Annotated in this window: 10 protein-coding genes; 6 read left to right on the top strand and 4 right to left on the bottom strand. The window is 73.8% G+C overall.

Annotated features, from left to right (window positions below; translation table 11 throughout):
- Positions 1-67 precede the first annotated feature (67 nt).
- Positions 68-805, bottom strand: a complete 738-nt coding sequence (locus ACZ6B8_RS25790) for a hypothetical protein (RefSeq protein WP_471608802.1) — start codon at positions 803-805, stop codon at positions 68-70.
- Positions 802-1275 carry a methanogen output domain 1-containing protein gene (locus ACZ6B8_RS25785; protein WP_471608801.1) on the bottom strand — a complete coding sequence of 158 codons (474 nt, stop codon included), beginning with the start codon at positions 1273-1275 and terminating at the stop codon, positions 802-804. Before ACZ6B8_RS25785 ends, ACZ6B8_RS25790 begins: the two co-directional genes overlap by 4 nt.
- 279 nt (positions 1276-1554) lie before the next feature.
- Here ACZ6B8_RS25785 and ACZ6B8_RS25780 point away from each other — a divergent pair, with 279 nt between their 5' ends.
- Complete coding sequence (locus ACZ6B8_RS25780; protein ID WP_471608800.1) at positions 1555-2562, top strand: immunity 49 family protein; 1008 nt, start codon at positions 1555-1557, stop codon at positions 2560-2562.
- Here ACZ6B8_RS25780 and ACZ6B8_RS25775 read toward each other — a convergent pair.
- Positions 2559-3494, bottom strand: a complete 936-nt coding sequence (locus ACZ6B8_RS25775; protein WP_471608799.1) for a helix-turn-helix domain-containing protein — start codon at positions 3492-3494, stop codon at positions 2559-2561. The two genes, ACZ6B8_RS25780 and ACZ6B8_RS25775, sit on opposite strands and share 4 nt — an antisense overlap.
- Positions 3495-3739: 245 nt before the next feature.
- On the opposite strand from ACZ6B8_RS25775, the gene ACZ6B8_RS25770 reads away from it, so the two are divergent.
- From ACZ6B8_RS25770 to ACZ6B8_RS25750, 5 genes are all read left to right on the top strand, one after another.
- Entirely contained in the window at positions 3740-4714 is a 975-nt protein-coding gene (locus ACZ6B8_RS25770; RefSeq protein WP_471608923.1) for an MBL fold metallo-hydrolase, read from the top strand.
- On the top strand, positions 4711-6261 hold the full coding sequence (locus ACZ6B8_RS25765) for a carboxylesterase/lipase family protein (protein ID WP_471608798.1): 1551 nt from the start codon (positions 4711-4713) through the stop codon (positions 6259-6261). The genes ACZ6B8_RS25770 and ACZ6B8_RS25765 overlap by 4 nt, the downstream gene beginning before the upstream one ends.
- A 166-nt stretch (positions 6262-6427) precedes the next feature.
- Entirely contained in the window at positions 6428-7237 is an 810-nt protein-coding gene (locus ACZ6B8_RS25760; protein ID WP_471608797.1) for an alpha/beta fold hydrolase, read from the top strand.
- The gene (locus ACZ6B8_RS25755) at positions 7237-8535 is read left to right on the top strand and encodes a PP2C family protein-serine/threonine phosphatase (protein ID WP_471071217.1); all 1299 of its coding nucleotides are present in this window, start codon (positions 7237-7239) and stop codon (positions 8533-8535) included. The genes ACZ6B8_RS25760 and ACZ6B8_RS25755 overlap by 1 nt, the downstream gene beginning before the upstream one ends.
- Entirely contained in the window at positions 8532-8888 is a 357-nt protein-coding gene (locus tag ACZ6B8_RS25750) for an STAS domain-containing protein (RefSeq protein ID WP_471071220.1), read from the top strand. The genes ACZ6B8_RS25755 and ACZ6B8_RS25750 overlap by 4 nt, the downstream gene beginning before the upstream one ends.
- Before the next feature lie 38 nt (positions 8889-8926).
- Here ACZ6B8_RS25750 and ACZ6B8_RS25745 read toward each other — a convergent pair whose 3' ends face one another.
- Entirely contained in the window at positions 8927-12172 is a 3246-nt protein-coding gene (locus tag ACZ6B8_RS25745) for a helix-turn-helix transcriptional regulator (protein WP_471608796.1), read from the bottom strand.
- Between the last annotated feature and the right edge of the window lie 95 nt (positions 12173-12267).

Raw genomic sequence — 12267 nt, 5'->3', positions numbered from 1 at the left:
TGCGAGGCCCTGGGGCCCTGCGAAACTCGGGCCCGTCCGACGGTCCGGCGAGGACCGTCGCGCCGTTTCAGGCAAGGGAGTTGAGCGCGGTGGCGATCAGGGTCGTCACCGACTCCAGGTGGTCCGGCGCGGGCAGAGTGTCCGTGGTGAGGACGAGGGAGGCGTGCGGGGGCACGGGGACGTGCAGGCGGGTGGGGGCGGGCGGAACCGGCGCGAGGTAGAGGTCGGCCCTCGCGCAGTCCAGGACCCCGGGGACGCGGTCGGCGACAATCCGGACCACCTCGGCCGCCGTGGCGGCCTCCCTGAGCGTCACGACGAGGGCGTGCGTCTGGTCGAGTCTGGCGCGGGCGGCATCGAGCGCCGCGGTGAGCGCGATGCGGTCCTCCGTCGCGCGGAAGCGGAGCGTGCGTTCGCGGTCCAGGGCGGTGACCCGCTCCTTCAGGGTGAGGAAGCGGTCGCCGGGGTCGATGCGGACGGCGCGCAGGTGGACGGTCGGGGTGGCGAGCCACTGCGCTCGGGCACCGAAGCAACGGCACCGCACGCGCGAGCCGTCGTATCCGTGCAGGGTGAGGCCGGCGGGCGTGGGGTGGCCGGTGCGTAGCCACTGGCGGACGAACGAGGCCACGTCGTCGGCGGTCTCGGACACCATGGCGCTCAGGGACAGACCGTCCTCGACGCCCGGCAGCAGCCGCACGGCCGCCGGGTTCGCGGCCAGGACCCGCGTATCGGCGGCGACGAGCAGCACCGGTTCGGTGAGCAGTCCGGTGATCTTGCGGAACAGTCCCAGTGTCTCGTCATGGATCACGGGATGTCGCCGTAGTACTCACGCCCGGTGCCCTGGTCCGCCTCGCACGGCGGCCGCAGATGGACGACGACGCGGCAGCCCACGTCCCAGCGGGCGATGGTCTTGTCCAGCTCCACGCGCGCGTAGCCGAGGTTCTCCGAGGCGATGGTCCCGAAGAGGTTCGACGTCATCATGCACATCGAGGGCCGTCCGACGACCTTCTCGCCGAACGGGCAGACGCGGTTGCCCAGCACGATGCGCTGGTCGTTCTCCTCGATGACGAAGAAGTCGCCGCCCAGGCGCCTCTTCAGGTCGACCATGACCTTGGCCACCTGTCCGAGGTCGAGCCGGTCGGCCGAAAGCGCCTTGGCGTACTGGCGGTTGATGTCCGCGCCGAGGGTCTGGCTGACGAGGCTGACGTATCCGGCCGCTTCCTCCAGGCCGACCACGTCCTCCAGCACTCTTGCCAGTTCACGGATCAGGCTCCGCATGAACACATCGCGATCGAGGGCGATGTCTGCTTCCGATGGTTCCACTGGGGCCCCCTCGCGGTGTACCCGTCCGACGTGCGGGCTTCACCTATCGTCACTCCATGATTGCGTGCGGTGACACGTGTTGTCGACCGATTCGGTCATGGGGGGAGACGAATCACGTCTCCCTGCCCCACGCCCCTGCCCCAATGCCCTTGTCACACCTCGCTGCTAGCGTGCGGTTGTCCGTCGGGTGATCATCTGACGGGTCAACGGCGGGGCGTGGAAGGGACGGGCATCGTGCGAGAAGTGGCACGTCACGAGGTCGGGCGGCAGGATCTGGACCGGGCGTTGGAGGACATCCGCGGGCGCGCCTTCGGGCAGTGGCACACGCTGCGCTACGACCGCTTCTCCCTGGCCGGGGTCAGGTCCCTGCGGGACGACCTCCTGGACCACGTCGCCGCCCGGACGACGACGCGGGACGCCCCGTTCGACGAGGACACGCGGACCGCCCTGCGGACCGCGGCGGCCTGTGCGCTCGGAGCGTTGAGCGTCGGCTGCTTCCCCGACGGGGACCAGGAGATCGCTCTCCCCCTCGTCGATGAGGTACTGAGCACGGAGGAGCTCTGCCTCGGAGACAGCGTCGTCGGGAGGGCGCCCACCGCGCGGACGTGGGTCGAAGCGTTCGCGCTGTGCGTGGTGGCCGGCACGGTGTGGGACTGGCGGGACGCGACAGGCCTGGTGCTGCGCGGCGACTACGCGCCCGCGATCCGGGACGGCGTGCCCTACTCGACGTTGGAGTCGGTCTCGCGCCCGGCCGATCTCGCCGGGATGGACGCGCTGTGCCGCTATCTGACCGAGGCGGGCGGCCACCTGCCCCGGGACTGGCCCACCGTTGCACTGCGGAAGCCGGAGGCCGAGGAGCGCGCGGAGGCGGCCCGGGCGCTGGACGGCGCGGGCTCCCTGTCACCGGATCAGCGACTGCTCCGGGTGCTGCTCGACGACGATCGGTCTGCGTTCGAACAGGCCCTTGTCGCCCGGCTCGTGGAGTACAGGCAGGGCATGGAGCACGGGGTGGGTGCGGGGCGGCCGGAAGGCGCGGGCGCGGAGCCCTCGTCCGCGCCTCCCCGGACCCTGCTGCCCACCGGCACGATCGCGCTCGCCGCGCTGGCGGTCCAGGTGCACGGGTGGGAGTTGGGCGTCCGCTCGGACTACCTGCCGCGCGATCTGCTGGGCCGCACGGACGCGCTCCGGCAGGCGGCCGAAGGAGGGGGCAACAACCTGGGCCAGTGGACCGCACGCCGCTAGGCCGACGTCTCCTGGCGTCCCTGGCCCGCGCCCGCCCGGGGGTCCGCCCGGAAGTCCGCCCCGCCGTCCGGCTCGCGGTCCGCCACCGTGGCCTGGGCCAGGAGCGTCAGGGCCGCCTGCGACGGCGAACCGGCCTCGGCGACGGCCAGGACCACGTGCTGGTCCCCGGAATCCGGCAGCCCGAGGCTCTGGTGGGTGACGGTGAGCGTGCCGACCAGCGGGTGCCGCATCTCGTGCCGTGCCAGGTGGCAGGGGCGTACCCCGTGGCCGGACCACATGGCGGTGAACTCGGGGCTCTTCACGGCGAGTTCGCCGATGAGGGCGGAGAGCAGCGTGTCGTCGGGGTGCCGGCCCGCGACCATGCGCAGGTTCTCCACCATCGCTGCGCCCTTCGCCCGCCAGTCGACGTACAGCTCACGCGTGTGCGGATCGAGGAAGAGCATGCGGGCCAGGTTGGGCCGCTCGGCCGCCCGCCGCGGGCCGGCGGGGTCCATGTGCGACGCGAACAGGGCGTGGCCGAGGCCGTTCCAGGCGAGGACGTCGGCGCGGCGGCCCGTGACCAGGGCGGGCACGCCGTCGAGGCTGTGCAGCAGGTCCAGGGTGGCGGCACCCACGTGCTCGGGCCGGGGGCGTCGGGCCGGCGTACGTCGTCGTCCCGCGTCGGCGAGATCGTGGAGATGCGTGCGCTCCGCCCCGTCCAGCCGCAGGGCCGAGGCGACGGCGTCCAGGATCTCCGGGGAGGCTCCGGTCGAGTGCCCTTGTTCCAGCCGCGTGTAGTACGAGGCGCTGACCCCGGCGAGCAGCGCGATCTCCTCCCTGCGCAGGCCGCTGACGCGCCGCCGGTCTCCGTAGTCCTTCAGGCCGACGTCCGAGGGACGCAGCTGTGAGCGTCGCGCGTGCAGGAAGTCGCCGAGTCGGCCTCGCTGTCTCATCTCTCCAGTCTGCCGCCGGACCGTGCCCGCGAGCCTGCCCCTGTCCGGGATAGGCAGCGGCGGGTCTGGCTGCCCCGAGCGGGCCCGGTGACGGTGGTGATCCGGAGCCGACGCCCGGCCGTGAGGCGACGGCACGACGACGCCATGGAGCACCGATGGAACAAGAACTCCCCGCAGCGCAGAACCACCCCGTGGAGCACCGCATCCGCGCAGAACAAGGCCTCCCCGCGCAGCATCGCCTCCCCGTGGAGCAGATCGAGCTCGGCGCGGTCACCGTCACGCGGGTCAAGGAGTACTACGGGCCCGTCGGCATGACGCCCGACGCGTTCTTGCCGACCAGCCCGCCCGCCGCCTGGGAGAACCCCGCCTGGCACACACCCGACTTCCTCGATCCGCGCACGAACGTCGTCAACGCTGCGGCGCAGAGCTGGCTGCTGCGCAGCGAGGGCCGGACCATCCTCGTCGACACCGGGGCCGGCAACCACAAGGAGCGCCCCTACGCGCCGGTGTGGAGCCATCTGAACACCGACTTCCTGGGCGAGTTGGCGCGGGCCGGCGTCGTCCCGGAGGACGTCGACGTGGTGATCAACACGCATCTGCACATCGACCACGTCGGCTGGAACACCCGCCTGGACGGCAGGGACTGGGTCCCCACCTTCCCCAACGCCACGTATCTGATGCCCGAGGCCGACTTCGTCTTCTGGAACCCGGAGAACGGTCACAGGACCCGGCTCGGGCGCGGCAACCAGAACGTCTTCGAGGACAGCGTCGCCCCCGTGCACCGGGCCGGCCTGGTCCGGCTCTGGGAGGGGCGGCACAGGATCGACGCCAACCTGGTCCTGGAGGCGGCGCCCGGCCACACCCCCGGCTCCAGTGTCCTCACCCTCGACAGCGGCACGGACCGGGCGGTGTTCGTCGGGGATCTGCTGCACAGCCCCGCACAGATCGTCGCTCCGGACCACAACAGCTGCTTCTGCGAGGACCCCGCCGAGGCCCGCGCCACGCGCCGCCGGGTGCTGGGCCGGGCGGCCGACCACAACGCCCTCGTCGTACCCGCGCACCTGGGTGGACACGGCGCGGCCGTGGTCGAACGCTCGGGCGACGCCTTCGCCGTCAAGGGTTGGGCCCCCTTCACCCCGTACGCCGGTGCTGACCCGTACTGCCGTGAGAACCCGCACGTCCGTGCGGGTTCGGACACCGGTGAGGAGGACGGCGAATGAGCGGCGTCCCTCGGCGCGACGGCGCGGAGCCACGGATCGTGGGCACCGCCCACGGGGCGGTCGCCGGCGCACGTGAGAAGGGCTTCACGGTCTTCCGCGGAATTCCGTACGCCGCTCCCCCGGTCGGCGCCGCCCGCTTCGCCGCACCCCGGCCGCACGCGCCCTGGGCCGGCGTGCGGGACGCGACGGTGCCGGGCCCCACCGCGCCCCAGGCCCGGCGCGACCTCGGGGCCATCGACATGTCGCCCTACTTCGGACCCGGTTGGGTCCGCGGCGAGGACTTCCGGGAGGGCGAGGGCTTCCGGGACAAGGACACGGAGGACTACCTCACCCTCGACGTGTGGGCGCCCGAGCCCGCCGGTGAGGACCTGCCGGTCATGGTCTTCGTGCACGGCGGTGGCTTCGTGGCGGGCTCGACCCGCGCGAGCCTGTACGACGGCGCGGGTTTCGCCCGCGGCGGAGTCGTCCTGGTGACGGTGAACTACCGCCTGGGCATCGCGGGGTTCCTCGATCTCCCCGGCGCGCCCCGCAACCGCGGCCTCCTGGACGTACTCGCCGCCCTGGGCTGGGAGCGGGAGAACATCGCGGCCTTCGGGGGCGATCCGCAGCGGGTCACGCTGTTCGGGCAGTCCGCCGGGGCCACGCTGACGGCGGCCGCCATCGCCGTGTCGGGGATCCGGGGTCTGGTGCGGCGCGCCATCGTCCAGAGCGGCAGCGGTCTGGGGGCCTTCACGCCGGAGCAGGCCGGGCGGGTACGGGAGGCGGCCGCGGCCGCGCTGGGTGTCGCGCCGCACGCCGACGCGTTCGCTCCCGTCTCCGACGCGCGGCTGGTCGAGGCCGCCGCCGGGCTCGGCGGTATCGATCTGCGGACCGCCGGCGCCTTCGACCCCCTCGTTCGGCTCAGTCCGTTCAGCGTGGTCGCCGACCGGCAGCCCGCCGAGGCCCTCGCCGCCGGGAGCGGGGCCGACGTGGACCTCCTCGTCGGCACCAACGCGGAAGAGGGGAACCTCTACCTGGTGCCCTCGGGGGCCCACGCCACGTCCACGAGCGCGGACGTGCGAGCCGTCGCCGAGGACGCGCACCCGGCGCCCGATCTCCTCGTGGCGGCCTACCGCGCGGCGTACCCGGGAGCCGCGCCGGGGCGGCTGCGGTCGGCCGTCCTGGGGGACGCGCTGTTCGGCGCGGGCAGCTGGGCCCTGGCCGACGCGCACGCGGAGGGGTCCACCGGTGCCACGTACAGCTATCTGTTCGCGTGGCGCTCGCGTGCCTTCGGCGGGGAGCTCGGCGCCACCCATACGACGGAGCTCCCCTTCGTCTTCGGTGCCGATCCCGCTCCGCTGCGCGGGCCCGCCGCGCTGCTCGGCCCCGGGGACCCGCCGGCCGGTCTGTCCGCGCGGATGCGGGCGGCCTGGATCCGGTTCGCCCGCACCGGCGACCCCGGCTGGGCCGCGTACGACACTCGGAGCCGGTCGACGATGATCATCGACCGCGACTGGGAAGTGTGCGAGGACCCCCGCGGGTCCCTGCGGCGGGCCTGGGCACGCTGACTGCCCGGGGCACCCCGTTAAGGGCCGCGCCCGGGGCCACCCCGCAGGGGCTACCCCTTGAACAAAGATGCGCCCGCCCTCTGCTGAGATTCGGAGGGAAGGAGGCCGTTCGCAGGGGACCCGACCGGGGGACGCCCGCCGCTTCCCCGTCTGAAAGGATGTACCCATGGATGTACGGAGCAGGAACCACGTGACGGTGACCGGCCGGCCCGACGGGCCGGTGCTGATGCTGGCGCACGGCTTCGGGTGCGACCAGAACATGTGGCGGCTGGTTCTGCCGGCGCTGGAGCGCGATTTCACCGTCGTCCTCTTCGACCACGTGGGCGCGGGGCGCTCCGACCTCTCGGCGTGGAGCAAGGAGCGTTACTCGAGCCTCGACGGCTATGTCGAGGACGTCCTGGACATCTGCCGCGAGCTGGCGCTCGGTCCCGTCACCTTCGTCGGGCACTCGGTGAGCGCGACGGTGGGCGTGCTCGCCGCGGCGCGGGAGCCGGAGGCGTTCGCCGGTCTCGTGCTGCTCGCCCCGTCCCCGTGCTTCATCGACGACCCGGACACCGGCTACCGAGGCGGGTTCAGCGCCGAGGACATCGAGGAGCTGCTCGAGTCGCTGGAGGCGAACTACCTGGGCTGGTCGGGTGCCATGGCGCCGGTCATCATGGGCAACCCCGACCGGCCCGAGCTGGGCGAGGAGCTGACGAACAGCTTCTGCCGCACCGACCCGGAGATCGCGCGGGTCTTCGCGCGGGTGACGTTCCTCTCCGACAACCGCGAGGACCTCGCGCGGGTGAGCGTGCCCACGCTGGTCGCCCAGTGCTCCCACGACGCGATCGCGCCGCCCGAGGTGGGCGCGTTCGTGCACCAGCAGATCGCCGGAAGCCAGTTCGTGACGCTGAAGGCGACGGGGCACTGCCCGCAGCTCGCCGCCCCCGAGGAGACCTCCTCGGCCATCGCCGCGTTCGCGGGTGCCCTCAGGTGATGTGCAAGACCGACAGCGGGGAGCACGGCAACGGCGGAGGACGCGGCAGCGGGGACCACGAGCCCGGTCTCGGCTCCGGCTCGGCGGAGGAGCGCGCGCAGTTCTCCGCCCTGCTCGAAGACAGTGCGGAGGACCTGTACGAGCACGCTCCGTGCGGGTATCTCTCCACGCTCCTCGACGGCCGGATCGCCAAGGTCAACGCCACCCTGCTGGACTGGCTCGGCTACGGGCGCGGCGACCTGGTCGGCAACAAGCACTTCTCGGATCTGCTGACCGTCGGCGGCCGGCTCTACCACGAGACGCACTTCGCACCGCTGCTGCGCATGCAGGGGGAGATCAGCGGCATCGCGCTGGAGCTCAAGGCCGCCGACGGCACCCGGCTCCCGGTTCTCGTCACGTCGGTCGTGAAGACCGGCAGCGACGGACAGCCGCTGCTGATCCGCACCACCCTCTTCGACGCCCGCGACCGTCGCGCGTACGAGATGGAGCTGCTGCGCGCCCGTCAGGAGGCCGAGCGGGAGCGGGAGCGCCTGCAGCGGCTCAACGCCACCCTGCAGCGGACGCTGCTGCCGCCGACGCTGGCGAGCGTGCCCGGTCTGGACGTGGCCGCGCACTACCACATCGCGTCCACGGACGAGGTCGGCGGCGACTTCTACGACCTCTTCCCCCTGGGCTCGGGTGCCTGGGGCCTGTTCCTCGGTGACGTCTGCGGCAAGGGCGCCGCCGCCGCGGCGGTCACCTCCCTCGCCCGCTACACCCTGCGTGCCGCCGCCGTCTACGACCCGGATCCCGTGGCGGTCCTGAAGAACCTCAACACCGTGCTCAACCACGAGTACCACGGCACGGACCCCCGGTTCTGCACCGTCATCTTCGGCCTGATGACGCCCGAGGGGGACGACGGCGGTTTCCGGGTGACGCTGGCCAGCGGCGGCCACCCCTCCGCGGTGCTGATGCGGGCCGACGGCACCGCCGATTACGTCCCGACGCCCGGCGGCCAGCTGATCGGCGTACTGCCCGACGCCCACATCGCCACCACCACGATCCGCCTCGACGCGGGCGACACCCTGCTGCTGCACACCGACGGGCTCACCGAGGCGCACACCGCGAGCACGGGCGCCAACGACCGCTACGGCGACGAGGCCCTCCTGAACTTCGCGCGCGGTCTGGCGCCCACCACGGCCGCGGACACCATCGCCGCGATCCGCGAGCTGCTCGACACCCTCGGCACGGGCGTGGACGACGACACCGCCGTCCTGGCCATCAGCGTCCCCCGACCCACCAGTGAAGAGCAGCAGTGACCCCACTCCTGACGATCCGTACGCTCGTCGGCCCGGCCGGAGCGGTCATAGAGCTGACCGGGGAACTGGACCACCGCACCGCCCCCGACGTCCATGTCGCGCTCCGCGGACTCGAACTGCGGTCCGGCCAGCAACTGGTCCTCGACCTCGGGCGACTCACCTTCTGCGACTCCACGGGGATCACGGTCTTCCTCGCCGCCCGCAACTACGCGCTCGCCGCGAGCGCGGCCATAGTCCTGGCGGCGGTGCCCGCGCGCGTCACCCGCGTGTTCCGCATCGCGGGACTGGAAGAGGTCTTTCCCACCCATCCGACCGTCGAGGCGGCACAGGCCGCGTGGCGGCCGCCGAGCTGACGCGCGCATTGACGGGCCCCGGGCCGGGAGGCCTGTCGTCAGACGGTGAGCGCGGCGGCGAGCTGGGTGCGGGAGCGGATGTTGAGCTTGCGGTAGACGCGGCTCAGGACCGTCTCCACGGTCTTGACCGAGATGAACATCTGCTGTGCCGCCTCCTGGTTGGTCGCACCCCCGCGCACCAGTTCGGCCAGCCGCAGCTCGTGATCGGTCAGGAGCTGCCCCGGCGTACGGCCCGTCAGATGCGCCAGGTGGTCGTCGGCGAGCGCGCTCCAGGGGTGTGCCTCGGCGTCCGCGAAGAGCGTCCGGGCCGTCTCCCACGCGGCGCGGGCCGCGGCGGCGCGGCGACGGCGTCGCTCGACCCGGCCGCGCAGCAGATGGGTGCGGCCCTCCTCGACCGGCAGACCGAGCCGGGCGAAGACCGCCGCCGCGTCCGCCAAGAGCTCGGCGGCCTCGTCGCCCGCGCCGTCGAGGTGCTGACAGAGTCCGCGGGCCCGGGTGAGCGCGGCGCGCAACGCGGCGTGCGCGGGATGCGGTCCGACGCGCTCCTGCATGGTTTCCAGGAGTCCCTGTGCCGCACGCGTGCGCCCGCTGAGGGCGAACGCCTCGACCGCGTCGCCCTGCCAGCGGAGCACGGCCGGGTCGGCGGCCCCGGACCGGGACTCCAGCTCGGCGACCTCGGCGAGCGCGGCGGCGGCGCTCTCGACGCGGCCGGTGTGCAGGAGCGTCGCCCCGAGAACCCACAGGCCGCGCGCCGTGTGCAGGGCGTCCTCCTCTTCCCGGGAAGCGCGTACGGCGTGGACGGCGAAGTGCAGCGCGCGATCGTGCCGTCCGCCGCAGGCCTGGGCCAGGGCGGCGGTGTACCAGGCGGGGCCGGGTGACAGGCCGGCGGCCGCGGTGAGGTCGACGGCGCGCTCCGCCCAGCGCAGGGCGTCGCCGCAGGCACCGCGGCCGGCTTCCACCTCGGCGAGGCTCCGCCACAGGTCGACCAGGTCCTCCGGCTCCCCCGACTCCTCGGCGACGGGCAGGAGTTGGAGCAGCAGCGAGCGGGCTTCCGCCGGGCGGGCGTCGAACACGGCGTGGCGGGCGGCGAGATACTGCGGACTGTTCCGTACCCCGAGCCGCGCCGGCGGCACGGCCAGGGACAGCGCCCGCTCCAGTGCGGTCGCGGCGGCATCCACGCGGCCGAGTACGCGCCGCATCCGGGCGGTCATCGTCAACGCGGCAGCCTCCAGAGGCGAGTTGCGCGCTGTTACGGCCAGGGCGGTGGCGGCCTCGGCGTGGTGCAGGGCGCCTGCGTGGTCCTCGCCGGAGATGTTCGCCTGGACGGCGGCGCGGAGCTCGACGGCGGCGAGCAGGTCCGGGTCGTCCGCGGCGATCCTGCGGGCGGTGGCGAGCAGGGGGCGGGCGCCGGCCGTGTCCTGTCCGGTCGCGTCGACGACGGCCAGCAGGGCGTGCACCTGCTGGGCGGGGGTGCCGTGTTCCGTCATGATGCGGTCCGCCGCATGGCGGGTGAGGGCGGCGGACCCGGCGGCCGCCGCCTGTTCCGCGGCCGCGGCGAACCGCTCCAGGCGCGGTCGGGGCCGGTCGGCCGGGGTGAGGCGGGCGGCGAGGAGCAACAGCTGTGCGGCGCGCGGGCGTTCACCCGCGGCGCGCGCCAGGGTCGCGGCGTACGCGGTCTCCTCGGCGACCCCCGGGTCAGGTGTCTCCTGGGCCAGGGCGGTGTGCAGGGCCCGTGCGACGGGGCCGTGGAAGCAGGCCGCGAGTGCACGGTGGATGGCGGTGCGACGGTCGCGGGACACGGTGGCGGCTGCGGCGTCCGACAGGGCGGTCGCGGCGAACCGGTACGAGGCTCCGTGCGGGGCGTGGCCGGATGCCGGGTCCGGGCCTTGGGGCTGGTCCTGGTCCTGGTCGTCGAGGAGCAGCCCCGCGTCACACGCGTGGGAGAGCTGGTCTTCGGCCTGACGCCGGCCGCTGTGGCGCAACAGGTCCACGTCACAGGTGCCGGCCAGAGCGGCGACCTGGAGGGTCTCGAGCACGTCCGGCGGGACGGAGGCGAGCCACGCGGCGGCGAGCTCGCGCACCTGGCGGGGTGGGGCGGGCGAGAGGCCGGCCGTCGCGCCGGACCTTATGGCGGGGGCGTCCGGTGCGGCGGGCGGCCGGGGGTGGTCGGCGGCCGTGCGAGGCAGTGCCGCGGGCACGGTCGGCTCGCCCGGTCGCCGGACGTCGGCGGCCGACGTGCCTGGCGTGGGGAGCGGGGCAGCCGATGCGACAGGCGTCCGGGGCGCGGCAGCCGGCGCGTCGGGCGTCCGCGCCGGAGCGGATCCATGGCGGACCCACGCGTCGAGCAGGGCCCGGTGGCCCCCGCAGTGCCGGTGGACGGACGCCGCCCACCGCACGGACAGCCCGGCACGCGCGCAGGTCGCGGCCGTCTCGGTCAGGTCCGCGGGCGGTACGGAGAAGACCGCCGGATGCCCGCCGAGCAGCGTGGCCGCGACGGCAGGCCGGCCGCCGGTGCGTTCGGCGACCAGCGCCCCCAGTTGCGCCCGGGGAACCGTGCGGAGCGCGTAGCCGATCAGTTCCGCGCTGTCGGGATCCAGCCACTGCGCGCCATCGATCACGAGGAGCAGCGGCGGCCCTTCGCTGAACATCCGTGTCAGGCCCAGCCGCAGCGCCAGCCGGTCGTCGACGTCGATGTCGATGCCGGTGTCGTAGGAGAACGCGCTGGGGCGGGGGTGGGTGTGGTCGTTCCCGGTGACTCGCCCTTGGCCGGGAGCCGGCCCTCGTACGGGAGGCGGTGCCGCGAGATGTCGCAGGAGCAGAGAGGCGGCGGTCGTCGTGGGGCGAGGGGGCTGTGCGGGGCGCCCCTCGGCTGTGGGGTGTTGGAGGTCGGAGCTGCGGCAGCTCCCGGAACCCGCACCGGACAGGGCGCCCTTCGGCTCCGGGACGACGGCACCGGCGCGATCCCGCGTACCGGGTGACATCCCGCCGTCGCCACCGTTCACCTCGGCCGCGCTGAGCAGTTGGACCAACCCTCCGTAGCGGACGTCGGCGTCACCTTCCTGAGCCGTCACCCGCAGGCAGCACCGCGCCGTTGCCCCGTCCTGGGCCGGCGGCTGCTCGGCCAAGGCCTCCAGCAGCATGCTCTTGCCCGCGCCCCAGGGGCCGGTGACCGCCAGTCGGCCGTGGCGTCGCAGCAGGGATGCGGCGCCGCTGACCACGGCTGCCCAGCCGTCCTCCGCCGCGCACGCATCGAACTCTCCGTCCGCGCTCGTCCGTCCTCGCACACCGGGCACCGTAGGCGGACGGCTCCGCGGCCACAACGCCCGTGCGTGGCGCACGCACGGAGCGAGGGATCTCCCTGACATCCCCCTGATCCCTC

The organism is Streptomyces sp. NPDC041122 (genome assembly GCF_055592445.1).
This window is presented reverse-complemented; position numbering and strand designations above follow the sequence as displayed.

Bases quoted from the DNA above. Each gene is read 5' to 3' on its own strand.
- ACZ6B8_RS25785 (WP_471608801.1), bottom strand. From the start codon at position 1,275: ATGCGGAGCCTGATCCGTGAACTGGCAAGAGTGCTGGAGGACGTGGTC.
- ACZ6B8_RS25775 (WP_471608799.1), bottom strand. From the start codon at position 3,494: ATGAGACAGCGAGGCCGACTCGGCGACTTCCTGCACGCGCGACGCTCA.
- ACZ6B8_RS25765 (WP_471608798.1), top strand. From the start codon at position 4,711: ATGAGCGGCGTCCCTCGGCGCGACGGCGCGGAGCCACGGATCGTGGGC.
- ACZ6B8_RS25760 (WP_471608797.1), top strand. From the start codon at position 6,428: ATGGATGTACGGAGCAGGAACCACGTGACGGTGACCGGCCGGCCCGAC.
- ACZ6B8_RS25755 (WP_471071217.1), top strand. From the start codon at position 7,237: ATGTGCAAGACCGACAGCGGGGAGCACGGCAACGGCGGAGGACGCGGC.